Genomic DNA, 25,437 nt, shown 5'->3' with positions numbered 1-25,437 from the left:
CTAAACAAAATTTAAAATACTGTCAGCAATATCTTTAATATGAACAACTTGATCTACTACACCGGTAGCAGCGGCTGCTTTTGGCATGCCGTATACGACGGAAGACTCTTCAGACTCCGCAATGATCAGCGATGGCCCTGCTTTTTTTATTGCTAAAATGCCGGAAGAACCATCCGAACCCATACCCGTTAACACAACAGCCATCGCATGGCACCTTACAGCAGATGCACTGTTAAACAGAACATCCACAGAAGGCCGGTGTCCTCTTACGGGATCACTCGTATTTAATGATATAGCCAGTCCTTCTCTATCCTGCCTCAGTTCCACATGATACCCTCCTGGTGCCAGATAAGCTGTTCCCGCCCTTAACATCTCGCCGTCCACTGCTTCTTTTACCTTCACTTTTGATATGGAATCAAGCCTGTCGGCAAGCGAAGCCGTAAATCCTTTCGGCATATGCTGGACGATAACGATAGGCAGGGATAAGTTACCCGGCAGCTTGGAAAACACGTGGTGAAGAGCTTTAGGGCCCCCGGTAGAAACACCGATTAAGATCACCTTTTGGCCGGCCGGCTTATGTAATGTTGAAATCATCTTTCCGGTATTGAAACAATGATTTGAATGTCTATCCGTTGAGCTGTCGCCAATTTTTCTATTCTTGAGCGCCGACCTTACTTTAAGAATCAGTTCCACCTTCACTTTTTCGATATCCAAGGAAATCGCTCCCGAAGGCTTTTCAATAAAGTCAAACGCCCCGGCCTCCATTGCAAGAATCGTATTGTCTGCCCCAGTTTTTGTTGTGCTGCTGAGCATGATGATCGGTATCTCTTTCAAGGCTGTAATTTTTTTTACCGCCTCTATTCCGGTAAGCACCGGCATCTCGACATCCATTGTTATGACGTCCGGATTAAGATCCATCGCCTTGCTGAACGCTTCTTCCCCGTTTCTTGCTGAGCCGACAACCTCAATGCCTTCTGCAGAATTCAGCATATCTCTGATCATCTTTCGCATAAAAGCAGAGTCGTCAGCCACCAAAACTTTTATCTTTTCCAAGATTCATCTCTGCCTTTCTTAAAAAAAGCCGTGAGCCTTTCAATAAAACGCTGATAGCTAATAGACTGTTCTTCTTTCACATTCCCTGAGAACTGATGTGCCGCTCTGATGATCCCAGCACTTGCTGGTGACCGGGGCTGGTGCAGCAGAAACGGTTTCTGCCGCTTTACAGCGAGCTGAACGGAAGGATCAAAAGGAACAGATCCAAGATTCTTAATCTCTTTGTTAAGAAACTCACTTGTAACCTTTGCCAAACGCTGATGAACTTCCATTGCCTCCCGGGTACTCCGGCATTGATTGACTACCGTAAAAACCGGAAGTTCAGGGCATCTGGCATGAAGCATTTTGATCATAGAGTAGGCATCGGTAACAGACGTAATCTCCGGGGTTGTAACAAGGATAGCTTCATGCCCGGCCATGATAAAATTCAGGCTTGTCTCTGAAACACCCGCCCCGATGTCAAAAACGATATATTCATAGATACTGGAAAGGTCCTGGAGCTGCGCAGCAAAGAATGCTGATTTTCTTTCGTCCATATCAACCATCCGGGTGAGGCCGCTCCCCCCGGCAATAAAGCTTAGATTGCCAGGGCCCTTTTCAATGATTTCCCAGATAGAAAGCCGCTGGTCCAGAAGGTCAACGATCGTTCTACGAGAAGGGGACCCTAGCAGAAGATTGACATTTCCCATCCCGATATCAAGGTCAACCAGCAGCACCCTCTTTCCCAGCTTGCTAAGTGCCAGCGAAAAATTCACCGCTACGTTGGACTTGCCGACTCCGCCCTTTCCGCTCAAAACGGAAAATACTTTCGTCGGCTGATCAGATGAAGCCGCTTCTATCTTCAAACGCAGAATTTCAGCTTGATCACGCATTCACTTTTGCCTCTAAGAACATTTCAATGATATCTTCCGGTTTTGGTTCAAATATATCGTCAGGAACATTTTGTCCATTTGTAATATAAGCGGCTGATATACGCTCCTCGATCAAGAGGTTCATCAAGGAACCGAGCGATGACGTTTCATCCTTTTTTGTAAAAATATATCGATCAATACCCGCTTCTTTAAATTGCTCGATCGTCTTTTTCATATCTTCAAATTTGGAAGTTAATGATAAGACCAAATAGTTCGTCATCTCAACTTTTGATTCCAGAAGGCCCTGAAGTTCATGGACGTACGTGCTGTTCAGAAAATTGCGGCCCGCACTGTCGGTCAATACCAAATCACACTCGCTGAACTCCCGTTTTGCCAGCTGAAAATCTTCTGCACTGTGCGCTACTTTTATCGGCACATCTAAAATGGCGGCATAAGTTTTCAACTGCTCAATCGCAGCGATCCGGTAAGTGTCTGTTGTGATAAAAGCAACCTTTTTCCCATCATTCAGCTTGGCTTTTGCTGCCAGCTTCGCCAAGGTAGTCGTCTTGCCAACTCCCGTCGGTCCCATGACGTTTAAATATTTTGTTTCATAGTTAAAACCGTTCCATCCATCATTCGTGATCCGGCTGAGCATCCAATCTGAAATCCAGGGAAACCAATCAATGTCTTTCTTTTCGCTGCCATGCAGCAAGTCACACTTCTCTGCCATCTCTGAAACGATTGAGGCAATCACAGATTCACTCAGACCGCGATTCCGTAAGAAACCTTCCCAGAACTGGATGGATTCATGGATGACAGGGCCGGAATCCCCAGATGACAATCGTTTTACCATCTGTTTCAATTCATTGATGTCTTGGGTTAAACTCTTCGCAATTTTGTCTGGTTCATTCTGCAACGGAGGACTATCTTGCCTGTTCACCGGATGTTTTTTGGTGGCAGGCACCGGTTCTGCATCAAGAAGAGCAACTACTTCAATGCTCGTCTTTGTAAAGAACCCCATAAAACCACCGGTCTGGACCTCCCGGCTTTGCAAAATGACCGCTTCACTTCCAAGCTCTCCCCGAATTTTTTTCATAGCTTCCTGAATGGTAGGAGCGCTGTATTTTTTCACCTTCATATATTCACTACTCCTATGCTTTGAACCTCCAGCTCCGGCTCCAGCTCGTTATACGATAAGATGACAAGATCAGGCATGTACCGTTCGAGCAGCTGCCTTACATACATGCGCACTGCGGGCGAACAGAGGAGGACCGGCGTTTGCCCAAAACTCCTGCTTTGTTCAAGCTCTTTTGAGATATGGTCAAAAATAAGCTGAGAATCTTGCGGATCTAGCGACAGATAATTGCCATGCTCTGTCTGCTGTACGTGATCTGCTATTCTTTTCTCGACCGATCCGCCCAGCGTAATGACTTTTAATGGCTGATTATCCTGTCCGTATTGTTTTGATATCTGTCTTGAAAGGGCCTGCCTTGCATATTCAGTCAATAGATCAATATCTCTGGACATTTTTCCGAAATCAGCCAGCGTCTCAAAAATAACAGGGAGATTTCGGATGGATATTTTTTCTTTTAATAATTTAGACAGTACTTTCTGAATTTCCCCGACAGAAAGCGGATCAGGTGTTACTTCCTCGATCAGTGTAGGATAGCTTTCTTTCATATGGTCGATGAGCTGCTTTGTCTCCTGGCGGCCGATCAGTTCATGAGCGAACTTCTTAATGATTTCGGTCAGATGGGTAGAAACGACGGACGGGGGATCCACTACGGTATATCCCGACATTTCTGCCCGTTCCTTCATGTCTTCGGAGATCCATTGGGCTGGGAGTCCAAACGCGGGCTCCACTGTATCTATCCCTTGAATCGCTTCATCTTCAATTCCCGGGCTCATCGCCAGGTAATGATCCAGAAGCAGTTCCCCTTGCGCCACTTCATTGCCCTTGATCTTAATTCTGTATTCATTCGGCTGAAGCTGAATATTGTCACGAATCCGGACAACCGGAACAATCATGCCAAGTTCAAGTGCCAGCTGCCTTCTGATCATGACGACCCGGTCCAGCAGGTCCCCGCCCTGATTGGTATCTGCCAGAGGAATCAGGCTATACCCAAACTCAAATTCAATCGGGTCGACCTGCAGCAGGCTGATGACACTTTCCGGACTTTTAAGCTGTTCTGTTTGAATGTCTTCTTCGATGACTTCATTCATTTCCTTTTGTTGATTTTCTGCTTTTATCAGCAGATATCCGCCAATCGCGATAAGGCCTCCAATGGAGATGGTAACAAAATCGTTAATCGGTGTGAAAAGCCCTAAGGCGATGATGGTAGCTGCTGCCACGATGAGCATATGAGGATAGGCTAGAATCTGTCTTGAAATATCATATCCCAGATTTCCTTCAGAAGCGGCTCTTGTAACGATGATCCCGGTGGCGGTAGAAATAATCAATGCCGGAATCTGGCTCACAAGCCCGTCACCCACCGTCAGCAATGTAAACGTGTGCGCGCTTTCGGCAAAACTTAATCCCATCTGCGTCATGCCGATAATAATACCGAACAGCATGTTGATCAGGACGATAATGATCCCGGCAATGGCATCTCCTTTTACAAACTTACTTGCACCGTCCATCGCCCCGTAGAAATCTGATTCCCGCTCTACCTTTTCTCGTCTTTCTTTCGCTTCACGGTCTGAGATCATCCCTGCGTTCAAGTCAGCATCGATACTCATCTGTTTCCCAGGCATCGCATCCAAAGTAAACCTGGCCGCCACTTCAGAAACACGTTCTGATCCTTTTGTGATAACGATAAATTGAATGACTACTAGTATAAAGAAGACGACAATTCCGACTAAAATATTGCCTCCTACCACAAACTCTCCGAATGTATGGACCACGTTCCCCGCTTTTCCGTACCCCAGAATAGACCTCGTCGTCGATACATTCAGACCGAGCCGAAAAAGTGTTACGAGCAGCAGCAATGAAGGAAAAATGGAAAACTGCAGCGGCTCCTGCATATTCATAGAAATTAATATGATGATAAGCGCCAATGTGATGTTGATGATGATAAAGAAATCGAGCAGCCATGTAGGCAAAGGAATGATCAACATGGCGATGATCATGATTACCCCGACTAAAATGCTAATATCTCTTGCTTTCATTTTTTCCTTCTCTCCTTACATTTGCTGCACTTATTTCTTTAAATGGTAGACATAAGCCAATATTTCAGCGACTGCCTTAAACAGATCTTCAGGTATAACATCACCGATCTCAGCCCGGCTGTAGAGGGTTCTGGCGAGCGGCCTGTTCTCGACTAAAGCCACCCGGTTCTCCGCACCTATTTTTTTTATTTTTTGCGCGATCAAATCTACTCCTTTAGCTACGACGACAGGAGCTTCCATTCTCTGATCGTCATATTTTAATGCGATTGCATAGTGGGTAGGATTGGTGATGATCACATCGGCTTTTGGCACTTCCTGCATCATCCTTCTCATGGCCATCTGTCTCTGTTTCTCTTTAATCTTTGACTTGATTTTCGGGTCACCCTCTGATTTTTTGTATTCATCCTTGATGTCCTGCTTGGACATCCGGATGCTCTTCTCAAAATCAAATTTCTGGTACATAAAATCAAGCAAAGAAAGAAAGAGAAGAACGAGAGAAGCATAAAACCCCATTTGAAAAGCCAAACCGCCAAAGATGCCAAGTGCAGATTCCAGGCTGACCTGCGATAATTTCATCAGCTGGTCTTTTTTATTCCAGATCACCAGAAAGGTAACTGTACCGATAATGGAAATCTTCAATATGGATTTAATTAGTTCGACCACTGCTCTCATGGAATAGATTTTTTTAAACCCTTGCAGCGGATTGAGCCTTTCAAGCTTCATCTGGACAGCTTCTGCCGAGAACAAAAATCCGGTCTGGATAAAACTCGCAAAAACACCAGCGGCTAGAACAGTCAGCAATACAGGAAGAACGATGCCTGCTGACTCCTCGACGAGATGGACAAACAGCATTTGAACATTTTCTTCTGTCGGCTCGAGCGACAAACCGTTCTGCAGCGAATAGTTCACGAGGTGAAGCAGTTTCCCGGCGGCCGTCTTGCCGGTGAACCAAAGCATTAAAAAAGCGGCGAATAAGGTAACCGCAGTGTTCACGTCCGCGCTTTTGGCAACCTGTCCTTTTTTCTTGCTTTCTTCTTTTTTCTTTGGAGTGGCTTTTTCGGTTTTCTCGCCTGAAAAGTACTGCAAATCAATGTGTAATGGCATGGGTATCACTCCTGAAGCAACATGAGCAGCTTCCTCATGGCCTGTGACATCTCATCACTCAAGTACTGTACGCTCATAAAAAACGCCGGCATGATGACGAACAAGATGCAGAATGCTGCAATAATTTTTATCGGAAGGCCAACTGCAAAAATATTGACCTGAGGAACAGTCCGCGCAACTACTCCTAAAGCGAGATCGACGAGAAACAACGAGCCTACGATCGGGAGCGCCATCTGAAATGCGATAACAAACATGGCAGAAAACACGGAGACTGCGTGCCTTGCAACTTCTCCATCTCCCCATCCAAAATGCATGTCAGTGAGAGGTACAAAAGAATAGCTGTAAAATAATCCGTCGATCAGCATGTGATGGCCGTTCAGTGCAAATAGAAACAAGATGGCCAGATTGTATAAAAATTTACCAATCAGCGGTGTCTGAACTCCTGTTTGCGGATCAAACACCCCGGCGATGGCGAACCCCATCTGCAGATCGATGAATCCCCCTGCAACCTGAATCGAAAAGAGCAGGATGGAGGCGATCAGACCAAGCGACAGGCCGACAAGCGCTTCCTTAAAGATCAGGACGATGAAGTCGCTGTTAACTGAAACTTCAGGGGATCCAAGGGCGTAAAGCATGATCCAGGAAAGGAAAACAGCCAGCCCTGCCTTATGTACGTTCGGTATGTTTCTATAAGAGAAAATCGGTACGGTTGCAAAAAAGGAACCGACTCTGACTAAGATTAATAGAAAAGCAGGGAACGAATTCAAAAAATCCATGCTGTTACAAGCCTACAAAGTGATTTAAATTATTAAATATTTCATACGTGAACGTTACCATTTGAGAAAGCATCCACGGCCCGAAAAATATGAGTGCGATCAGCACCGCTGCTATTTTAGGGATAAAAGCCAGTGTCTGCTCCTGAATCTGGGTGGTCGCCTGAAAGATACTGACGATGAGACCGACAACCAGGGCGATTACGAGGAGCGGACCACATAACAGGAGTGTCGTGTAGACCCCTTTTTCAGCAATGGATATAACAAATTCTGAATTCATACGATACACCTACTTGTTTAATAGCTTAATAATAGAGATTTCACAATCAAGTACCAGCCGTCAACGAGAATAAACAGCAGGATTTTAAAAGGGAGCGAGATCATGACCGGCGGAAGCATCATCATACCCATCGCCATCAGAACACTTGCCACTACCATATCGATAACAAGAAATGGAACAAAGATCATGAATCCCATCTGGAAGGCCGATTTCAATTCACTGATCGCATAGGCAGGGACGAGGGCCAATAACGATATATCCTTTATTTTTTCTGGCTTCTTCGCACCGGAGTAATTCAAGAAAAGCTGGAGATCCTTTTCCCTCGTATGCTTTGTCATGAATTCCTTTAAAGGCAGAGTCCCTTTATCAAAGGCTTCCTCCTGTGTAATCTTTCCTTTTATGAGCGGGCCGATCGCATCATGGTTGATCTCCTGAAAGGTGGGGGCCATGATGAAAAATGTCAGGAAGAGTGCGATGCCGACAAGTACCTGGTTGGGAGGCATCTGCTGGGTCGCCAGTGACGTTCTTACAAAAGACAGAACGATTACGATTCTAGTAAAACACGTCATGAGAATTAAGATGCTGGGTGCCAGTGATAAAACCGTCAGCAGAAGCAATAACTGTATCGTGGTTTCCATGCCGCCAGAGCTATGATTGTTTAATAGATCCAGGTTGAGTCCTGGCAGTAGATCACTCATCCGCTTTTCCTTTCTTGCCAAGCATTTTTAACACTGATTTCCTCTCGGTTGTCATTTCTTCAAGCTGCGCTTTCATGACACTGGAAAAATCAGCGGAAGGTGAAGCCGACTGTCTTTTTTTCTTAAGGCTGTTCCACATTTCTCCCGCCCTCATCGGCAGTTTCGGCGTTTCTGCCGGATCCTGCCTTAGCAGTTTCTCAACTTCCTCCTCGTCGGTTACTTCCTTCAAAAGAGTGACCGATTCACCGACCCCGACAATAAGGACACTTGAGCCGACTTTGACAGCCTGTATGGATCGGTTGGCACCGACACCGATACCGGCAACAGACTGCAGAGCCTTTCCTTCTTGAAAGTTCTTCGTTCTGCGCTGAATAAATTTCAGTAAATAAATCAATAGAAACAGTACAAATCCCAGGGCGATAATAACCTTAACAAACGTGAGAAAACTGCTTCCTCCGCTCGTAAGGGAAGACTGTTCCTGAACATTTTCCTGCTTCTTACCGCTTTCGCTTTTTTCTGCCTTCTTATCCAGACATTCATAAACGGTCTTGCATTCTGCAGAAGAGGCTCGGGAACTTCCTCCTTCTTCTGCAGAAACAGCTTGATATCCGTTAAAAAGGAGCAGGAAGGAGAAAAGTACGATTGTCGTGCACCTTATAAACTTGCTCAATTGCTGCACCACCTGATGTTAACTTAATGTTTTATTGATCGCTTCAATAACCCTGTCAGCCTGAAACGGTTTGACGATAAAATCTTTTGCCCCAGCTTGGATTGCATCGATGACCATCGCTTGCTGTCCCATGGCTGAGCACATAATCACTTTCGCGTTCGGATTGATCTTCTTAATTTCTTTTAAGGCTGTGATGCCGTCCATCTCAGGCATTGTGATGTCAAGAGTAACAAGGTCAGGAGCCAGTTCTTTAAAGCTTTCAACCGCCTGCAGCCCGTCTCCAGCCTCTCCGCAAACCTCAAAACCGTTCTTGACAAGAATGTCCTTTACCATCATTCGCATAAATGCTGCGTCATCTACTACTAAAATACGTTTAGCCATTATTTTGCCTCCTTGTTATTATCTTAAATTTTGAAGTCTGTCTCTTCTGCTTACGATTTCGGTGACTCTCACCCCGAAGTTTTCATCAATGACGACCACTTCACCCTTGGCGATCAGCTTCTGATTCACAAGAATATCAACCGGTTCTCCTGCAAGCTTGTCCAATTCCAGAATAGAACCTGGTGATAATTCCAGAATATCCTTTATGCTTTTCTTCGTTCTTCCCAGCTCGACTGTTACCTGAAGCGGGATATCCAGCAGCATATCAAGGTTTTTCGTTTCTGTGAACGTGCTGCCGCTTTCTTCAAAGTCAGAAAAGATGGCCGGCTGTACTGAAACGGTTCTTTGCTGAGGTGCTGGTTCAACAGCCTGCTCTGCTCTTGGAACTTCGTTGGCCACAGGCTGCTCATTATGGATGGAAACTTGCTCTTCCATTACTGGATGCGCCACCGGAACACTCTCCGGAATATCAGACGGACCAGCTGCCATCGGCTCAGGATTCATGAGCTCTTTTACTAGATTTTGTGCAAAATCTGTATGTACGAGCTGCATAATATTCGAGTCGATGAGGCCACCTACTTTCAGGCGGAACGAAACTTTTATAAGGATGTCTTCATTCGAAATGACAGGAGCGGGGGAATCGATGTCTAAAAAGTCAATTGTAGGCGGTGAAATATCCACCCGCTTATTAAAAATCGTAGAAAGCGACGTGGAAGCTGATCCCATCATCTGATTCATCGCTTCACCCACCGCACTGAGCTGCAGCTCCCCAAAGTCAGGTGAAGGATTTGTTCCGTCTCCTCCAAGCATGAGGTCTGCGATGATCTGAGCATCAGAAGTCTTGATCACAAGGAGGTTTGCTCCCTGAATGCCTTCCACATATTCCACCTGTACTGCCACGTGGGGAATCGGGAATTCATCCTTTAATTTTTCTTTCGTTACAATCGAAACAGCCGGAGTTGTAATCTGCACTTTCTGGTTCAGCAAGGTTGAAAGCGCTGTTGAGGCACTGCCAAAAGATATATTTCCGATCTCTCCTAGTGCATCCTGTTCCATTGGACTCAGGTAATCTTCTATCGAGACATCGTCTTCTGAAGAAGAGTCTCCTCCGTTCAGCAATGCATCAATTTCATCTTGCGAGAGCATATTTCCGCCTACCATGTCACTCTTCCCCCTCTAATTGCTCTATGATCTGCACAGCCATCCGGTTTTTCGATTTACCGGGCTGGGCTAAGAATTTCTTGTTGTTTTCCACAAAAACGTCCAATGGTTCATGGATTCCTTTGTTTAGCTGGATGATGTCACCTGAGTCAAGCTGTAAAAACTCCTCCACCTTCATATTTGCAGAACCAAGTTCTACTACCATCGGCAGCGGTGTCTGCCTGATTTTCTGTTCGATCAGTGCTGCCTCTTCCGGCATGCTGGCTTTTTGATTGTTCTGCATCCAATAATGAACAGAAAGCTTCGGTATGATCGGCTCCAATACGACATGAGGAAGACAGACGTTCATCATCCCGCTCGTTTCTCCGATCGTTGTTGTCAACGAGATAACAACCACTGTTTCATTAGGCGAGACCATCTGCAGGAACTGAGGATTCACTTCAAAATCCAGTACAACGGGATCGATTTCCATCACATTGTTCCAGGCTTCCTTGTAATTCGCCAGTGCACGTTCAAAAAGCTGAGAGATGATCTTCGTTTCTATTTCTGTCAGGCTGTCTACCTTGTTCATGCTTGCCCCGTAGCCGCCCATCAGTCTGTCAAGCATCGAATAAGCGATGTTGGGGTTGACCTCAACGAGCAGCCTGCCCTCGAGCGGATGGGCTTCAAAAATATTTAAGATTGTCATCCGCGGAATGGAGCGTATAAATTCTTCATAAGGCAGCTGATCGACTGACGCCACTGATATTTGCACATAGGTTCTGAGCTGAGCTGAGAAATATGTCGTCAGCAGCCGGGCAAAGTTTTCATGAACCCTCGTGATGCTTCTAATCTGATCTTTTGAAAAGCGCAGTGCCCGTTTAAAATCATACGTTCTGACTTTTTGTTCTTTCTCTTTTCTCTTCAGCTCTTCCGCATCCATTTCACCTGTGGAAATTGCAGAAAGCAGCGCATCAATCTCATTCTGGGAAAGTACTTCCGCCAACAGCCTCACCCCTTTTCTATGATGAATTTTTTTCTATTGAATAATCTTTTCAATCGTATAAACTCTTTTAATCTTGCCTTCCTGCATCAGTTTACTAACCTTGCCTTTCAAGGTCCCTTCAAGATGGTTGATCCCTTTTTGGCCTTGCAGGTCACCGGTTTTCATTCCAGACAATTCATAGATAATAATGTTGTTTACTTGGAACAGCCTTTTTTCCAGCTCAGCTTTTGCATCTTCAGTGTCAGCCTGAATTCTGAACTTGATCTTGATGAAGGATTGGTCAGCCAGATTCGTCGTGATCTCTTCCGTCTCAACTGTTACCTTATCCAATTCTTCAGCTGAAGGTTCGGCAACCGCTACGGTTTTTGATGGCATCTGGAAGAAAACATAATAGCCGATCCCCCCCATGATGACCAAAGCGGCCAGCATGGCGATAAGAATTGATTTGCCCTTAGACTTTTTAACTTCTTGTTCCATTTACAAATCCTCCTTCTTCAACCCCTGAAGGTGAAACGGAGAAATCTTCCGGTAAAAGGAGACGGCTTTTTCTGCAACCTCAGTTTCTGATTCTTTCACCACAAACTTTTTTCCAGAAGTCAGTGTAATGGTCGTATCAGGAAAAGACTGGACTTGTTCAATAAAGACAGCGTTTAAAGTAAATGTCTCTCCGTTTAATTTAGTTAACATAATCATATTATGGGATATAAGTAAGAGGTTATCTTACTCCATCCTCCCTTCCAGCTTATCGTTTGAGATTGACTAGCTCCTGTAAGATCTCATCAGATGTTGTAATAATCTTTGTATTTGCCTGGAATCCCCTTTGGGCGACAATCATCTCCGTGAACTCTTCTGACAAATCAACGTTGGACATTTCAAGAGCACCAGATACGAGGTCACCAGCTCCATCAATACCTGGTCCCGAAAAAGATGCAGGCAATGAGCCTGAATTGGTTGATGTGCGATATAAATTACTACCTGCCTTTTCAAGCCCTGCTGGATTAGAAACTTTAGCAATAGCAATCGTATTAACAGTCGACGATGTACCATCACTTTGAACGACATTAACGGAACCATCTGCTCCAACGCTAAAACTCTTTGCAGTGGATTCAATCGTAATCGGTAAATTATCTGTTCCTAACAATTCATAGCCGTCTGCATTCACGATTTTACTCTCTGTATCTGAAGTTGGTGTTAAATAAAAGTTACCCGCACGTGTCAAAAACTGCTGAGATCCGTTTTGTACAACAAAATACCCATCTCCAGAAATCCCTAGATCAAGTGCTCTCCCTGTTGTCTGCAAGCTTCCTTGTGTGTCAACCGTGTCGATTGAAGCCAACTGAGAGCCAAGACCCACCTGCTTAGGGTTCGTTCCGGCACCCGCTCCGGAAATCTGCTGGCTTACAAGATCTTTGAACGTCGTCCGGCCTTTTTTGAAGCCATATGTATTAACGTTGGCAATATTGTTGCCGATCACATCTAGTTTGGTTTGAAAGTTTTTCATTCCGCTGATTCCTGAATACATTGAACGTAGCATTATTTGTTCCTCCCCTTAATTAACGGATTGCCTTTATTTACTTGCCTGTACATCTTCATTCGAGACTTTGGTGATCGAATTACTTCCGATTACGTTTCCGTCGGCCAGCTGGAATTTAGCTTCTCCGTTTTCAAACAAGACGGCTTTTACCTTACTTTCTTTTGATTCTGTTTTTACCGCCCCTGACTCATCCTGTGTTTCTTGCAGATACGTAATGTTCTTACCGATTAAACTGCTCTGCTGGATGAAAAGATTGTCATACTGCTGAGCGATAAATTTATCGAAGCTGCTGCTCATATTGGTCATCTGCTCCAGAGAAGAAAAGGTCGCCATCTGCGAGATAAACTCTTTATCTTCCATAGGGCTCGAAGGATCCTGATTCTGCAGCTGCGTCATCAATATTTTCATGAAATCGTCTTTCCCCAAAATGTTCGAACCCGTTTGGCGCTCTTTTTTTTGAAGGTTTGACAGGTAAAGATCATTGCTGATTGATGATGCCATCTTTTATTCCCCGCTCTCTAATTCATCCAACAGGTCACTGAACAGTTCATCCTGTACACCGTCATCCTGCGGCTGTTGCTGATGTTGATGCTGCTGATGAGGCTGCGGATTCGTATCCTGCTGCTGAAATTTTTGTTCCTGCGGCTGTTCCAGGACAGCGATCCGGTCCAGCTGAATGCTGTTTCCATGCAACGCGTTCTTTAATACATGAATTTGGGATTCCATCATTTCTTTTGCACCGACGCTGCTCGTAAGAATTCTGGCTGAAAGCTCACCATTCTTTGAGATGAGCTCAATGTTCAATGTGCCTAAATGCTCCGGAGTCAGCCTGATGTTCAGCTTTGCCATACCGTTTGAAGAAGCCGCAAACTTCCCTGACAAAATAATGTTTTGAAACTCTTTTACAAATTGCTGCTGAGCTGCCTCACTGTTTCCTGATCTCGGCGCGTGCAGAACAAATTGTTCCAGAGGCGGCATATAAGCAGGGGTCTGAGCAGCTGAGAAAACCGGTCGGTCGGTTTGTTTAGTTGCCGTACTATTCCATTGAAACGGAATAACCGGCAGTTCTTTTTTCAGAACAGCACGTTCCATTTTATCGAAAAAGGTTTGAGGATCCAGCGCCTTAAATGGTTTGCCACCGTTTTTCGTCTCCTGTTTATGCAGTTGTTCTATGAGCCCTATTAAAATAGCTTTTGCTGACTTTACTTCCTTTTGGTCTCGTAAAATCGGAAACAGATGCTCAATGCTTTTTTTAATTTCAGTTATTTCAAATTTAACAGGGTCACTCGTCTTGATTGGATCTGTATTCTGTGTTTCTTTGCTGAACTGATGAATCAGTACCGTGATAGCTTTTACTGCAGGCGGAGATTCACTCTTTATCATTTCTGCAACACTCGTTCCGCTTTGGAAGAGCTGTTCGATCTGATGTACGAGGTCCGAAGGCAGCTTCGCTAATAAAGCCTGTACGTCCGGTAAAACCAGGTCCCCTTTCTGAAGAGGCTGATCCTCTTTGTCCAGTGCATGAAGAATGGTTTTAAGCAAACTTTCTAACGATACATTCTCCTGCTTATGCGGAACAGCTGATGCTAAAGCTTGCAGCGCGCTTTCTGACTGTGCAAGACTCATAGAAAACAGAGAAGCCTCCATCTTTTTTCCAGGTTGTTGAGAACCAGACTGCTGTATAACAGATCGATTTCCTAGTAAAGCAATGGGTAAATTCACGTTGAATCACCTCCTCTAATTACTTTGTTTTCAGCATGAGAGTAAGCTCAGCAGCCTTGGAAGGGTCCATTTTCGCAAGAATGCTTCCTGTCACTTCGTCATCAAGCATCTGCAAGATTTCCACTGCATCTTTACTTTTCATTTTAGAGAGGATATCGGCTGAATTTTTTGGTGACATCGTGTTATACCATGCCGCTATTTTCTTTTTATCCGGATTCTGCTGTGAGGAACCTGCCCCTGTATTGCTTGAGTTCTGTGTCTCGCTTGAACTTTGTGCAATTCCTGATTCCGATTGCTTTTGTGCGGCAGCAAGATCTGATTTCAGGCCCTCTGCCTCGGTTTCTTTCTTATCAACATCACGCTGCAGAAGCTTGATCATTCGGTCGCGGTCGCTCACCTTCTTTTTCCAGTACGCCTCCGATTGTGCGTTCTGATCAGCTGGATTTACGGAGCTGTCACCTTTATCGATGAGGGATGACACAACAGGGATGCCGCTTCCGATCTCTTTCGCTTTATCACCGATATTCACACCCATGAACAAGAGGATCAGTGCCAGGATGACGATAACAAATATCACGGGCACTACGATGACGAGCAGGATCCAGGAGAACCGGTTTGTCTTTTCTTTTCTTTCCAACGAGTTCACCTAATTTCATTGGTTAATGTAGCGCAGAATGGAAAACTCATCATTTTGCTGATTTTCTATTCCAGTCACGAACCGCTGGTAATCAGCATGTTGTTTTTCCTTCAGCTTTTCATATTTCTTTACTTCGATGGTTTTTTCGACCAGTTCTTGCTGTGTGATATTCATGATCTCCCGGGCCTTCTGCACCTGTGATTGAACCATGCTGATCTTTTGAGTCAGAGAAAGCAGAAAACGCTGTGTCTGCTGAAGCTCATTGATCACCAGCCTCGTCCTGAACTGTTCATCCGAATGCTGTTCTATTTCCTCTTTTTTCCTGAGAAGATCATAGAGTGATTGCGCCAAGCTCTCAAACATTCTTACGCTCTCGCCGTACTCAGACTCCACAGCTTCTTTTTCTTTCGTTTTTAGAGCCAAGATTTTTTCCATCTTAAACTGAAATGCCATGTTACTGTTCTCCTCCAAACTCACTCAGCAAGCGATAAATCGAGTCATAGTATGAAGCCTTTTCATCAACTTCCTGCTTTAAGAAAGACAGGATTTTAGGGTAAGCTTCAATGGCTTTGTCTATTTTTTCTGATGATCCTCTTTTATAGGCTCCGATGGTGATCAGATCCTCCGCATCCGTGTAGGAGGCGAGAAGTTCGCGAAACCGGCTGGCTGCTATCCGATGGTCGCTGTCTACAATATCACTCATTACCCTGCTGACACTTTTCAGCAAGTTTACCGCAGGAAACTGGCCTTTATTAGCCAGGTTCCTGTCCAGTACGAGGTGACCGTCAAGTATCCCTCTGACAGTGTCAGATATGGGTTCGTTCAGATCATCTCCATCTACAAGCACTGTATAAAAAGCTGTTATGGATCCCTGGACATCCGTACCGGAACGCTCTAAAAGCTTCGGCAGCATTGCGAATACCGATGGTGTATATCCTTTCGTTGTTGGCGGTTCACCGACAGCAAGCCCGATTTCCCTCTGAGCCATGGCAAAACGGGTGACCGAATCCATCATCAGCATGACTTCTTTTCCAAGGCTTCTGAAGTATTCCGCAATGGCCGTGGCGGTCAGTGCACCTTTAATCCTCATCAGCGCCGGCTGATCAGAGGTGGCGACAACAACCACTGATTTTCTGAGTCCCTCTTCTCCAAGATCTTTTTCGATAAAATCCATAACCTCTCGGCCACGTTCCCCGATAAGGGCGATAACATTGAGATCGGCAGTAGAGTTTCTAGCGATCATCCCCATCAAGGTTGACTTTCCGACCCCGCTTCCAGCAAAGATACCGACCCGCTGGCCTTTGCCAACCGTGAGGAGACTGTCGATGGAACGCACCCCAAGTTCGATGCTTTCCTGTATCCTCGGCCGTCTCATCGGGTTTGGCGGGTCATTCTCAGAAGGGAAACTGCTTAACCCTTTCAGCATTATACTTCCGTCCAATGGGTTCCCTAAACCGTCAAGCACCTGTCCGATCAATGCGTGGCCCGCTTTAATCTGAACCGGGCGCCGCGTCGCTTCTACGAGGCTGCCTACTGATATGGATTTTAGTGCCGTAAACGGCATGAGAAGTACATTTTCTTCATTAAACCCAACGACTTCCGCCTTTATCTTCTGATGGTTGCTGCCGCCCGTATGGATATAACACATATCCCCAATTGAAGCTTTCGGGCCACGGGATTCAATCATTAAACCTACCACTCTCGTAACCTTTCCAAAGCGCTTGTAGCTGTCGATCTGATCAATACTTTCCAGGAGGTCATCAGTGTTCATCGTTTTGATCACCTATCGTTTCTATCAGCTTTTCTTTCAGTTCATTGAGCTGGCTGTCCATGCCTCCTTCAATTCTGCCAAACGGAAATTCAACAACGCAGCCGTTTTCGCTGAGTTTTTCATCCGGATAGATATACAGGACGGATGTGTGCATCAAAACGTTTTGTATTTCCTGTTTGGCGTTCAGTGTCGTTTCATACCAGTGCGGATGGACATATAATTTTACTTCAGGATAATCTCTGACTTCTTTTATGAGACCCTTTAAGACCACGGTCCATGCTTCTTTATTTTCTGTCAAAAGTTCACCAACAAGTTTTCTGGCCATCTTTGCTGCCAGTTCGATAATAACGGGTTCAGCAGACTCAACTTGCTGCTGATAATCCTGCTTTGAGCGCTCTACCGTTTCCCTTGCATGACCCAGTAAACTCTCATAACTTGTTCGTCCTTCTATCAAACCAGCCTCAAACCCCTCATGAAAGCCTTCTTTTCTAGCTTCATCGCGCTCTATGATGATCTGTTCGTTCCATTCTTTTTTGCTGTTTTCCAGGAAAGCTTCATGTTCCCTGCGTTCCTTTGCCATTCTTGCGGTCATCTCTTCATAGCTTCGTTCCGCTTCCTCCAAAATGTTCTGCGCTTTCTGCTTGGAGATCTCCATCCTGGATTCAGGCGTAAGATGTTCCTGTTCCATTATTTTTTGCTGTATTTTTTTGATTCCGATTGTACGATTCAAGTCCTGGGTCTCTGCAAAAGAAGATTTAATGATCCTAGACAATAATGTCATCTCCTCCGCCTCTTGCGATTACAACTTCACCAGCATCCTCCAGTTTCCGGATGATTCCGACAATTCTGGATTGTGCTTCTTCTACATCACGCAGCCTGACTGGACCCATAAATTCCGCCTCTTCTTTGAAATTCTCCGCCATACGCTGGGACATGTTTTGGAACAAAATTTCTTTAACTTCTTCACTTGCTGCTTTAAGTGCAAGAAGCATATCTTCGTTCTGCACTTCTCTGATCACGCGCTGTATTGCACGGTTATCAAGGATGACAATATCTTCAAATACAAACATTCTCTTCTTGATTTCTTCTGCAAGCTCCGGGTCTTGAATCTCAAGCGCATCAAGAATGGTTTTTTCCGTCGCCCGGTCTACTCCGTTCAGCACATCCACAACAGATTCTACACCGCCAGCCTGCGTGAAGTCCTGGCTTACGGTAGCAGAGAGTTTTCGTTCGAGGATTTGCTCTACTTCATTAATGATCTCAGGAGAGGTGCGGTCCATGATGGCGATCCTTCTCGCGATGTCCCCCTGCAGCTCCTGAGGAAGTTCTGAAAGAATCTGTCCTGCCTGTGATGAATCCAGATAGGACAGGATCAAAGCAATAGTCTGTGGATGTTCATTCTGTATGAAATTAAGAATTTGTCCAGGATCCGCTTTTCTTGCAAAATCAAACGGCCTTACTTGCAGGGTGGATGTAAGCCGGTTGATGATATCCATCGCTTCCGACCGGCCTACAGCCTTTTCCAGGACAGTTTTAGCGTAACCGATACCCCCCTGAGAAATATAATCCTGTGCAAGAGCTATTTGATGGAATTGTTCAATAATGTTCTCTTTCACTTCTGAATCTACTTTTCTAATTTGTGAGATGTGTAGCGTCAGGCGCTCGATCTCATCTTCATTTAAGTGCTTGTATACCTGGGCTGCCACATCGGGTCCCATAGAAATCATCAGCATGGCAGCTTTTTCTTTTCCATTCAATTCCTTGGCGGCTTTTGCCATAACTAACCTCCTATTCTTCGGATAGCCACGTGCGGAGCAGCTTGGCAAACTCTTCAGGCTTTTCCTTTGCCATTTTTTCAAGTTGTTCTTTTCGGACTTTTCCCTCAGATTCCCGGTCCATGTTCACATCTGGTATATTAAAGAACTCTTGCTCGAACACGACATCTTCTGATACCGGCTCTTCTTCTTGCTTCCTTTTCCTGAGAAGAAGGATTAAGAGAAGAATGATAACGACCAGCAGAATTCCGCCAGCAATGTAGATCCAAAACGGAATAGCTGAGTTAGCCGATGCCGCCGTTCGCTGCTTGCCATTAAACGGTTTGGCTGAAACAAATATCTTTTGGTTGACCTGCTGCTGCGACAGGTTTGCGGCTGTATCTTTTGAGATGCTGGTCCTGACAATATTTCCAAGCATCTGCTGGATGTCATTCAGTGTTCCTTGCTGCAATGAAGTTGGATCGTTTGGCTTAGGCGGCTCTACCATAACCTGAATGCCCAGATCTTTAATCTCGTAAGGACTTTTAACGATCTGTCTTTTTATCCGGTTAACCTCGTAGTTGATTCTGTCTTCTTCTTTTTCATAATCGCCGTTGGATCCGTTCGCTCCGCCCTGATAGGTTGGCACATCGCTCTGGCCTGTGTTGTCGACCCCTCCAGGAACCGTTCCGTTCCCTGTGAACGTTTCTTTGACTTTTTCAGCACTCAGCTTTATGCCTTCCATCTTGTCCTTATCGACAGGCTCAACGAGTTTTTCTTCTCTTTTTTCTTTTGTAAAATCAATATCAGCTGTAACGGTGGCCACCACTTTATCCGGCCCCATGATCGTACCGAGCATCTGCTGCACCCTCGTTTGCAGATCACGTTCGATATCCTGCTTGATCTGGCGCTGTTCTTCGTATGCCGTCATATCGGAATTCGAGTTTGTCTGGTCAAGCGAAAAGGTATTGGAATATTGATCGGATATCACGATATTCTCGACCGGCAGATTCGGAACGCTTTTAGAAACAAGATGGTACAGTGATTTAACTTGGCTTTGATCAAGTTTATACCCTGCCTTCAGTGTTAGAACGACTGACGCTGAAGAGGTATCTTTCTGGTCATTCACCCAGATGCTCTTATCCGGTGTTGTGATCATCACACTGGCTTCTTCTACACCATTTATGCTTTTGATCAACTTTTCGATCTCTGTCTGTGTTGCTTCTTTTTCTAAAACGCTGAACTCGTTGTCCGTCATCCCGAACCCTTTGTTCTCTCCGAAGTAAGAGTAATCAATGCTTCCACTTTTCGGTATGCCCTCTGAAGCAAGTTCGACTTTCAGCTGGTCAACTACACCTTGAGGAACAGAGATGACCTTGCCCCCATTAGAAAGCTCGGATGTGATTCCTTTTGAATCAAGGCTTTCTTTAATTTGACCGGCTTCCTGGGGAGATAGGTCAGAATATAACGGGACTAGCTTCGGTTTTGCTATAAACGTAAACAGAAATGCGGCTGCTATAATAACAAATGCGATGGAACTGATCAAAATGATCTTTTGCTTTTTAGGGCGCTCTTTAAAATTCACATAGATTCTGTTCAAAGTGCTCTTCAGTTTTTCAATCATCGTTTCCCCCGATTAACAATCTCCTCAAGGAAATTCTCTTCTTTTTTTATTTTAAAAAAGTGTTTTCTTCCTACCCCTATAAACCAGCCTGACTATCCGAAAAATTTATTGAATGCTATATTTGTGTACGCATTATCTCTTGATAAGCCTCTATGACCTTATTTCTGATTTCCAATGTTGTTTGCAAGGTTAAGCTGGCTTTCTCCGCAGCAATCATGACTTGATGAAGATCGGTAGTCTTGCCGGTTACCAGATTTTCAGTAGCAGTGTTGGATGCCGTCTGTGAGTCATTGACTTTATGGAGCATGTTGTTCAGCATGCCCGCGAATGATTTCTGAGCATCTGCAGGAGTTTGCTTTCCGGCGGAATACGCATTCTTTACCAGGCCTGCTGCTGATGTAACATTGATAGTATTCATATGTATCTCCTATCCTTCTATCTACCTATTTCCAAAGCTTTTAAATACATTCCCTTAGCTGCATTCAATGCCGTCACGTTGGCTTCATAAGACCGTGTAGAACTCACTAGATCTACCATTTCTTTTAAAGGATCCACATTAGGAAGTTTTACATAACCGTTCTTATCCGCATCCGGATGATCAGGCTGATACACCATTTTAAATGGTGTTTGATCATCTACTATACCATCAACCTTTACTCCTCCACCTGTACCTCCTGAGCGGCCGTCCACGGCTGTTTGAAACATCGTGCTGAATGAAGACCCATTCGGTTCTGTGACGACCATTTTCCTCCGGTAAGGCTCCCGCTTTCCATTAACCAGTTTTCCTCTCGTTGAATCTGCGTTTGCAATGTTAGAGGACACCACATCCATTTTCAGGCGCTGTGCTGTTAGAGCTGAAGCGGAATTGTTTAACGCATCGAACATACCCATCAATTACTTGCCCCCTTTAATAACCATTTGCAGTGAATTGAATTTTCCGTTCAGCCTTTGAACCAGGGCCTGGTTCAAGATCTGGTTCTTCGCCAGATCGGCCATCTCTTTATCTAAATCCACATTGTTCCCGTTGTTGTTCATCATTGTACTGCTGTCCCTTGTCACGGCCATGCTTTGGCCTCCAGACGTACTGAATGGAACATGCCTGCTGCTCGTGCGGTAAGCTGTTAAACTTCCATCGAGCTCAGTTTGAAACTCTACCTTCTTTGCTTTGTAGTTTGGCGTATTGATATTTGCCAGATTGTCAGTGATTGTTTTTTGTTTTAACGCTGTGGCATCTAAGCCTCTTTCAAGCATTTGAAAAATAGAACTTGAAAACATTACTATATCCCCTCTTTTTTACTACTAAATTTTAAAAAGAGTACCAAAAGTTACCGATATTCCATATTTTAAGGCATAAAACCAAAAAGTGTCTATGTATTTTTTACCAAAGTGACTTTTTTCGATAAAAAGAACTACTTTATGTCCAGGTCTTTAGACCTAATAAGTTCTTACTAGAAGCCTGATACACAAGGATTTATTGGATCTGAAATGTCTTGGGACCTCTGCACGGTTCGACAATTTCATCCGATACAAAAAACCCATCCTGCTTTTTAGCAGAATGGGCTCCTTGTGTATGACATGATCTTCAGCTTGTTTTAAGTTTTGATAATTCGAGTAAAAATTTATCGTTAAGCACTTTAATGTATGTGCCTTTCATCCCGAGAGAACGGGATTCGATAACACCTGCACTTTCAAGTTTACGAAGAGCATTTACGATAACAGAGCGGGTAATCCCAACACGGTCAGCGATCTTACTTGCGACAAGCAAGCCTTCGTTTCCTTCAAGCTCTTCGAAAATGTGCTCAATTGCTTCTAGTTCACTATATGAGAGTGAACTGATCGCCATTTGAACGACAGCCTTATTTCTAGCTTCTTCTTCAATCTCTTCTGCTTTTTCATGCAGAATCTCCATTCCAACAACAGTGGCTCCATATTCTGCCAGCAACAGATCATCGTCATTGAAAGAATTGGAAAGGCGGGAAAGAATCAGCGTCCCAAGACGCTCTGCTCCACCGATAATGGGAACAATGGTCGTTAATCCAGAAGAGAAGAGTTCTTTGTTCTCGACCGGAAAAGCCGTATATTCACTTGCAATATCCAAGTTAGATGATGTTTCTGTAACATTAAACAAACCTTTTGTGTACTCGGAAGGAAATTGTCGTTCCTCGAGCATTTTTTTCATTCTCTCATTTTCAATTTCTTGTTTCAAAGAAATTCCAAGAAGCTTTCCTCTTCTGCTGACAACAAAAACATTCGCTTCGATAACATCCCTGAGAGTTTCCGCCATTTCTTTAAAATTGACGGGCTTTCCTCCGGATTGTTGCAGCATCGCATTCAGCTTTCTTGTTTTTTCTAATAAATTCATTTTTCATTTCCTCCTACAGGATATACTGGCTTAAATCCTTATTCTTTGCGATTGTCGCAAGTTTTTCTTCTACGTACTCTGGTGTGATCTTTATGGCATTCATTGTTACATCAGGTGCTTCAAAGGAGAGATCTTCAAGCAATCGTTCCAGGATGGTATGAAGTCTTCTTGCACCAATATTATCGGTTTCCTGATTCACTTGGAAAGCAATACTTGCAATCTTAGAAATAGCTTCGTCAGAAAATTCAAGATTTATACCTTCTGTTGCAAGCAACGCTTTGTATTGTTTTAAAAGGGCATTATCCGGCTCTATTAAGATCCGGGTAAAATCCTCAACAGACAGCTTTTCAAGTTCTACCCTGATTGGAAAACGGCCCTGCAGCTCAGGTATGAGATCTGAGGGTTTTGCCATATGAAACGCACCTGCTGAGATGAACAGAATATGATCTGTCTTGATGGATCCGTATTTCGTCATGACGGTAGATCCTTCAACGATCGGCAGGATATCACGCTGTACACCTTCTCGGGAAACATCAGCGCTGTTTTGGTTCTTACCTGCAATCTTATCAATCTCATCAATAAATATAATACCTGTTTGTTCGGTTTTGTAAACCGCATCACTTGTAACTTCATCCATGTCGATCAGCTTGGCAGCTTCATCCTGCGTGAGCACTTTTCTGGCCTCGGAGACCGCCAGTTTGCGTTTTTTCTTTTTCTTGGGGACGATGCCTCCAAGCATATCTTGCATGTTAATGCCGAGCTGATCAAGTCCTGCGCCTTGAAACATATCCATCATGGAATGGTTCTGTTCTTCCACTTCAACGGTTACAAGATGGTTCTCAAGCTCTCCAAGAGCGAGTTTATGGGCCATCTGCCTGCGCTGCTGGCTGATCGATGCATCATCTTCTTTGTCGCTTGGAGCTTGGGCATTATTGCTGTTGTTAGAACCAAAAAACATTTCGAGCGGATTTTTATAGGATGATTCTTTTTGTTTTCCAGGAACCAATAGTTCAACTAGCCGTTTATTGGCGTTCTCTTCCGCTTTATCTTTTACATCATGCATTTTTTGTTCTTTAACAAGACGGATCGATGTCTCCACAAGGTCCCGGACCATGGATTCAACGTCCCGGCCGACATAACCTACTTCTGTAAACTTGGTAGCTTCCACTTTAATAAAAGGGGCATTCACTAGCTTCGCCAGCCTTCGTGCAATTTCGGTTTTTCCGACACCGGTCGGCCCGATCATCAGAATGTTTTTAGGAGAGATCTCGTCTCTAAGCTTTTCATCGAGTAATCCTCTTCGATACCTGTTCCTTAAAGCAACAGCTACCGCTTTTTTCGCGTCTTTTTGGCCGATGATATACTGATCAAGCTTCTCAACAATCTGCCTTGGAGTTAAATGTGTGTTCATCTCTTCCCACGCTCCTTCTACAGCTCTTCCAAAATAATTTGGTCGTTTGTATAAACACAGATTTCACCGGCAATTTCCAAAGCCGCTCTTGCGATTTCGGCAGCTGACAGATGAGGAGCATTTCTTTTCAAAGCCCTTCCCGCAGCAAGCGCATAGTTACCGCCGGATCCGATCGAAAGAATGCCATCATCCGGTTCGATGACCTCCCCGGTTCCAGAAATGAGCAGGAGACTTTCTTTGTTCATGACGATCAGCATGGCTTCAAGCTTCCTCAGCACCTGGTCGGTACGCCATTCTTTAGCGAGTTCGACACTGGCGCGTGCGAGGTTACCACTGTATTCCTCCAGTTTGGCTTCGAATTTTTCATACAGCGTAAAAGCATCCGCAACTGAACCTGCAAATCCGGCGAGTACTTTTCCACCGAAGAGTCTTCTAACCTTCTTGGCAGAATGTTTCATGACTACGGCATTGCCAAAGGTAACCTGGCCATCGCCTGACATCGCAAACTGTCCATTATGGTGAACGGCAAAAATAGTCGTTGCATGGAATGTATGGGTCATTAAAAAATCCCTCCTTACTTTCATTTATGCACGAGGATGAGCGTTATTATAAATTTTTTTCAAATGTTCTTTTGTGACATGAGTATAGATCTGTGTAGACGAAAGATGAGAGTGTCCGAGCAATTCCTGCACGGCCCTCAGATCAGCGCCTTCGTTTAATAAATGGGTCGCAAACGTGTGGCGCAGGACGTGAGGGCTGATATGTACGGTTAACGTCGTTTGCTGAATCATGCTGTTTAATACATTTCTGACGGAACGTGCAGAAAGAGAACCTCCTTTATAGTTAAGGAATAGTGTTTTTACAGGCTGGCCGGCTTTCTCTGCAAGCTGTTTTCTTCCATCTTCAATATAACGAGTCAATGCTTCTATCGCATAGCTGCCCAGAGGCACATACCTTTCTTTTTTACCTTTTCCTTTAATGAGCACCGTTTCTATGTAAAAATCGATGTCATCGAGCTGGATCTGGCAGCATTCACTCACCCTGATCCCTGTCCCGTAAAGAAGCTCCAAGATGGCCTGGTTTCTCTGACCCAGCGGATCAGACAGGTCACTGACATGAAAAAGCTGTGCCAGTTCTTCCTCATAGATAAAATGGGGAATGCTCTGGCCTTTTTTGGGCAGAGATGCGGCAGCAAACGGATTATGTTCAACAATCTTTTCCCGGTTAAGAAAACGATAAAAGCTGCGGAGAGACGAAATTTTTTTGGCGACCGTCCTTCTGGAATAGGACTGCTCGTGAAGCCACGTCAAATAATGTCTCACCAAAAGATAAGAAACAGCAGCGAATCCTTCGATTGCTTGCTGTTTCATAAACGTCTTGAAGTGTAAGATCGCTTTTTCGTAATTTTCCGTTGTATGATGTGAACTATTTTTTTCTATTTGCAAATACTCGATAAACATCTTCAAATAGCGGTCATTTAAATCCACTTATCACACCT

The 25,437-nt window shown here is 44.5% G+C and carries 30 protein-coding genes; all 30 read right to left on the bottom strand.

Translation table 11 applies throughout. The features are described from left to right. Positions 1 to 1,053, bottom strand: a complete 1,053-nt coding sequence (locus M1K46_RS09075; protein ID WP_305584588.1) for a protein-glutamate methylesterase/protein-glutamine glutaminase — start codon at positions 1,051 to 1,053, stop codon at positions 1 to 3. Then, positions 1,041 to 1,925: a MinD/ParA family protein gene (locus tag M1K46_RS09070; RefSeq protein WP_091005449.1), complete on the bottom strand. Its 885-nt coding sequence runs from the start codon at positions 1,923 to 1,925 to the stop codon at positions 1,041 to 1,043. The genes M1K46_RS09075 and M1K46_RS09070 overlap by 13 nt, the downstream gene beginning before the upstream one ends. Then, complete coding sequence (gene flhF / locus M1K46_RS09065) at positions 1,918 to 3,042, bottom strand: flagellar biosynthesis protein FlhF (RefSeq protein ID WP_256225776.1); 1,125 nt, start codon at positions 3,040 to 3,042, stop codon at positions 1,918 to 1,920. Before flhF ends, M1K46_RS09070 begins: the two co-directional genes overlap by 8 nt. Then, positions 3,039 to 5,072, bottom strand: coding sequence for a flagellar biosynthesis protein FlhA (gene flhA / locus M1K46_RS09060; protein ID WP_053354479.1), 2,034 nt, complete (start codon positions 5,070 to 5,072; stop codon positions 3,039 to 3,041). Before flhA ends, flhF begins: the two co-directional genes overlap by 4 nt. 30 nt (positions 5,073 to 5,102) lie before the next feature. Continuing rightward, positions 5,103 to 6,176 (bottom strand): flagellar biosynthesis protein FlhB, encoded by a 1,074-nt coding sequence (gene flhB / locus M1K46_RS09055; RefSeq protein ID WP_175501852.1) that lies wholly within the window; start codon positions 6,174 to 6,176, stop codon positions 5,103 to 5,105. A 5-nt stretch (positions 6,177 to 6,181) separates the two neighbouring features. After that, the gene (gene fliR / locus M1K46_RS09050) at positions 6,182 to 6,952 is read right to left on the bottom strand and encodes a flagellar biosynthetic protein FliR (protein WP_053354480.1); all 771 of its coding nucleotides are present in this window, start codon (positions 6,950 to 6,952) and stop codon (positions 6,182 to 6,184) included. A gap of 4 nt (positions 6,953 to 6,956) precedes the next feature. Beyond that, a complete protein-coding gene (gene fliQ, locus M1K46_RS09045; protein ID WP_053354481.1) occupies positions 6,957 to 7,229 on the bottom strand; it encodes a flagellar biosynthesis protein FliQ in 273 nt (90 codons plus the stop codon). 17 nt (positions 7,230 to 7,246) lie between these two features. Further along, positions 7,247 to 7,867 carry a flagellar type III secretion system pore protein FliP gene (fliP, locus tag M1K46_RS09040; protein ID WP_231689253.1) on the bottom strand — a complete coding sequence of 207 codons (621 nt, stop codon included), beginning with the start codon at positions 7,865 to 7,867 and terminating at the stop codon, positions 7,247 to 7,249. Between the two features lie 52 nt (positions 7,868 to 7,919). Then, positions 7,920 to 8,597, bottom strand: coding sequence for a flagellar biosynthetic protein FliO (locus M1K46_RS09035; protein WP_256225775.1), 678 nt, complete (start codon positions 8,595 to 8,597; stop codon positions 7,920 to 7,922). Positions 8,598 to 8,615: 18 nt separating this feature from the next. Continuing rightward, positions 8,616 to 8,978: a response regulator gene (locus tag M1K46_RS09030; protein ID WP_256225773.1), complete on the bottom strand. Its 363-nt coding sequence runs from the start codon at positions 8,976 to 8,978 to the stop codon at positions 8,616 to 8,618. An 18-nt stretch (positions 8,979 to 8,996) separates the two neighbouring features. Further along, complete coding sequence (gene fliY / locus M1K46_RS09025; RefSeq protein ID WP_256225772.1) at positions 8,997 to 10,139, bottom strand: flagellar motor switch phosphatase FliY; 1,143 nt, start codon at positions 10,137 to 10,139, stop codon at positions 8,997 to 8,999. A gap of 1 nt (position 10,140) precedes the next feature. Further along, positions 10,141 to 11,127, bottom strand: coding sequence for a flagellar motor switch protein FliM (fliM, locus tag M1K46_RS09020; protein ID WP_256225850.1), 987 nt, complete (start codon positions 11,125 to 11,127; stop codon positions 10,141 to 10,143). Positions 11,128 to 11,157: 30 nt separating this feature from the next. Continuing rightward, positions 11,158 to 11,601 (bottom strand): flagellar basal body-associated protein FliL, encoded by a 444-nt coding sequence (gene fliL / locus M1K46_RS09015; RefSeq protein ID WP_256225771.1) that lies wholly within the window; start codon positions 11,599 to 11,601, stop codon positions 11,158 to 11,160. Then, a complete protein-coding gene (locus M1K46_RS09010) occupies positions 11,602 to 11,817 on the bottom strand; it encodes a flagellar FlbD family protein (RefSeq protein WP_062231759.1) in 216 nt (71 codons plus the stop codon). 49 nt (positions 11,818 to 11,866) lie between these two features. Continuing rightward, a complete protein-coding gene (gene flgG / locus M1K46_RS09005) occupies positions 11,867 to 12,658 on the bottom strand; it encodes a flagellar basal body rod protein FlgG (protein WP_062231757.1) in 792 nt (263 codons plus the stop codon). A 33-nt stretch (positions 12,659 to 12,691) separates the two neighbouring features. Then, complete coding sequence (gene flgD / locus M1K46_RS09000) at positions 12,692 to 13,159, bottom strand: flagellar hook assembly protein FlgD (protein ID WP_256225769.1); 468 nt, start codon at positions 13,157 to 13,159, stop codon at positions 12,692 to 12,694. A gap of 3 nt (positions 13,160 to 13,162) precedes the next feature. After that, on the bottom strand, positions 13,163 to 14,380 hold the full coding sequence (locus tag M1K46_RS25740; protein WP_256225768.1) for a flagellar hook-length control protein FliK: 1,218 nt from the start codon (positions 14,378 to 14,380) through the stop codon (positions 13,163 to 13,165). A 19-nt stretch (positions 14,381 to 14,399) separates the two neighbouring features. Beyond that, positions 14,400 to 15,017 carry a MotE family protein gene (locus tag M1K46_RS08990; protein ID WP_256225767.1) on the bottom strand — a complete coding sequence of 206 codons (618 nt, stop codon included), beginning with the start codon at positions 15,015 to 15,017 and terminating at the stop codon, positions 14,400 to 14,402. 15 nt (positions 15,018 to 15,032) lie between these two features. Further along, entirely contained in the window at positions 15,033 to 15,470 is a 438-nt protein-coding gene (fliJ, locus tag M1K46_RS08985) for a flagellar export protein FliJ (RefSeq protein WP_053354493.1), read from the bottom strand. Between the two features lies 1 nt (position 15,471). Then, on the bottom strand, positions 15,472 to 16,788 hold the full coding sequence (fliI, locus tag M1K46_RS08980; protein WP_256225766.1) for a flagellar protein export ATPase FliI: 1,317 nt from the start codon (positions 16,786 to 16,788) through the stop codon (positions 15,472 to 15,474). Beyond that, complete coding sequence (gene fliH / locus M1K46_RS08975) at positions 16,778 to 17,560, bottom strand: flagellar assembly protein FliH (RefSeq protein WP_197275462.1); 783 nt, start codon at positions 17,558 to 17,560, stop codon at positions 16,778 to 16,780. Before fliH ends, fliI begins: the two co-directional genes overlap by 11 nt. Continuing rightward, positions 17,553 to 18,566 (bottom strand): flagellar motor switch protein FliG, encoded by a 1,014-nt coding sequence (gene fliG, locus M1K46_RS08970; protein WP_256225765.1) that lies wholly within the window; start codon positions 18,564 to 18,566, stop codon positions 17,553 to 17,555. The genes fliH and fliG overlap by 8 nt, the downstream gene beginning before the upstream one ends. Before the next feature lie 10 nt (positions 18,567 to 18,576). Further along, positions 18,577 to 20,166, bottom strand: a complete 1,590-nt coding sequence (gene fliF / locus M1K46_RS08965; RefSeq protein WP_256225764.1) for a flagellar basal-body MS-ring/collar protein FliF — start codon at positions 20,164 to 20,166, stop codon at positions 18,577 to 18,579. Positions 20,167 to 20,281: 115 nt separating this feature from the next. Continuing rightward, positions 20,282 to 20,584 (bottom strand): flagellar hook-basal body complex protein FliE, encoded by a 303-nt coding sequence (gene fliE / locus M1K46_RS08960; protein WP_091005427.1) that lies wholly within the window; start codon positions 20,582 to 20,584, stop codon positions 20,282 to 20,284. 17 nt (positions 20,585 to 20,601) lie between these two features. Next, positions 20,602 to 21,057 carry a flagellar basal body rod protein FlgC gene (flgC, locus tag M1K46_RS08955; RefSeq protein ID WP_256225849.1) on the bottom strand — a complete coding sequence of 152 codons (456 nt, stop codon included), beginning with the start codon at positions 21,055 to 21,057 and terminating at the stop codon, positions 20,602 to 20,604. 3 nt (positions 21,058 to 21,060) lie between these two features. Beyond that, positions 21,061 to 21,447 (bottom strand): flagellar basal body rod protein FlgB, encoded by a 387-nt coding sequence (gene flgB / locus M1K46_RS08950; RefSeq protein ID WP_256225848.1) that lies wholly within the window; start codon positions 21,445 to 21,447, stop codon positions 21,061 to 21,063. A 301-nt stretch (positions 21,448 to 21,748) separates the two neighbouring features. Further along, complete coding sequence (codY, locus tag M1K46_RS08945) at positions 21,749 to 22,528, bottom strand: GTP-sensing pleiotropic transcriptional regulator CodY (RefSeq protein ID WP_053354500.1); 780 nt, start codon at positions 22,526 to 22,528, stop codon at positions 21,749 to 21,751. A 13-nt stretch (positions 22,529 to 22,541) separates the two neighbouring features. Continuing rightward, positions 22,542 to 23,939, bottom strand: coding sequence for an HslU--HslV peptidase ATPase subunit (gene hslU / locus M1K46_RS08940; RefSeq protein WP_053354501.1), 1,398 nt, complete (start codon positions 23,937 to 23,939; stop codon positions 22,542 to 22,544). Between the two features lie 17 nt (positions 23,940 to 23,956). Continuing rightward, on the bottom strand, positions 23,957 to 24,499 hold the full coding sequence (hslV, locus tag M1K46_RS08935; RefSeq protein WP_062231737.1) for an ATP-dependent protease subunit HslV: 543 nt from the start codon (positions 24,497 to 24,499) through the stop codon (positions 23,957 to 23,959). Positions 24,500 to 24,523: 24 nt separating this feature from the next. Further along, entirely contained in the window at positions 24,524 to 25,426 is a 903-nt protein-coding gene (gene xerC, locus M1K46_RS08930; protein WP_256225762.1) for a tyrosine recombinase XerC, read from the bottom strand. Between the last annotated feature and the right edge of the window lie 11 nt (positions 25,427 to 25,437).

Origin of the sequence: Fictibacillus sp. WQ 8-8 (assembly GCF_024494405.1) — a bacterium.
Classification (GTDB): Bacteria; Bacillota; Bacilli; order Bacillales; family Fictibacillaceae; genus Fictibacillus_C; species Fictibacillus_C marinisediminis.
The sequence above is the reverse complement of the archived record's forward strand: the minus strand, read 5'-3'. Positions and strand labels throughout refer to the sequence as shown.

Coding starts and splice junctions, on each gene's coding strand:
- flhB (WP_175501852.1), bottom strand. CDS start 6,176: ATGCCATTACACATTGATTTGCAGTACTTTTCAGGCGAGAAAACCGAA.
- hslU (WP_053354501.1), bottom strand. CDS start 23,939: ATGAACACACATTTAACTCCAAGGCAGATTGTTGAGAAGCTTGATCAG.
- fliP (WP_231689253.1), bottom strand. CDS start 7,867: ATGGAAACCACGATACAGTTATTGCTTCTGCTGACGGTTTTATCACTG.
- fliL (WP_256225771.1), bottom strand. CDS start 11,601: ATGGAACAAGAAGTTAAAAAGTCTAAGGGCAAATCAATTCTTATCGCC.
- fliQ (WP_053354481.1), bottom strand. CDS start 7,229: ATGAATTCAGAATTTGTTATATCCATTGCTGAAAAAGGGGTCTACACG.
- hslV (WP_062231737.1), bottom strand. CDS start 24,499: ATGACCCATACATTCCATGCAACGACTATTTTTGCCGTTCACCATAAT.
- flgG (WP_062231757.1), bottom strand. CDS start 12,658: ATGCTACGTTCAATGTATTCAGGAATCAGCGGAATGAAAAACTTTCAA.
- flhA (WP_053354479.1), bottom strand. CDS start 5,072: ATGAAAGCAAGAGATATTAGCATTTTAGTCGGGGTAATCATGATCATC.
- M1K46_RS09010 (WP_062231759.1), bottom strand. CDS start 11,817: ATGATTATGTTAACTAAATTAAACGGAGAGACATTTACTTTAAACGCT.
- fliE (WP_091005427.1), bottom strand. CDS start 20,584: ATGAATACTATCAATGTTACATCAGCAGCAGGCCTGGTAAAGAATGCG.
- codY (WP_053354500.1), bottom strand. CDS start 22,528: ATGAATTTATTAGAAAAAACAAGAAAGCTGAATGCGATGCTGCAACAA.
- fliF (WP_256225764.1), bottom strand. CDS start 20,166: ATGATTGAAAAACTGAAGAGCACTTTGAACAGAATCTATGTGAATTTT.
- fliJ (WP_053354493.1), bottom strand. CDS start 15,470: ATGGCATTTCAGTTTAAGATGGAAAAAATCTTGGCTCTAAAAACGAAA.
- flhF (WP_256225776.1), bottom strand. CDS start 3,042: ATGAAGGTGAAAAAATACAGCGCTCCTACCATTCAGGAAGCTATGAAA.
- flgD (WP_256225769.1), bottom strand. CDS start 13,159: ATGGCATCATCAATCAGCAATGATCTTTACCTGTCAAACCTTCAAAAA.
- fliR (WP_053354480.1), bottom strand. CDS start 6,952: ATGGATTTTTTGAATTCGTTCCCTGCTTTTCTATTAATCTTAGTCAGA.
- M1K46_RS09030 (WP_256225773.1), bottom strand. CDS start 8,978: ATGGCTAAACGTATTTTAGTAGTAGATGACGCAGCATTTATGCGAATG.
- M1K46_RS09070 (WP_091005449.1), bottom strand. CDS start 1,925: ATGCGTGATCAAGCTGAAATTCTGCGTTTGAAGATAGAAGCGGCTTCA.
- fliY (WP_256225772.1), bottom strand. CDS start 10,139: ATGGTAGGCGGAAATATGCTCTCGCAAGATGAAATTGATGCATTGCTG.
- flgC (WP_256225849.1), bottom strand. CDS start 21,057: ATGGGTATGTTCGATGCGTTAAACAATTCCGCTTCAGCTCTAACAGCA.
- fliG (WP_256225765.1), bottom strand. CDS start 18,566: ATGGCAAAAGCCGCCAAGGAATTGAATGGAAAAGAAAAAGCTGCCATG.
- fliI (WP_256225766.1), bottom strand. CDS start 16,788: ATGAACACTGATGACCTCCTGGAAAGTATTGATCAGATCGACAGCTAC.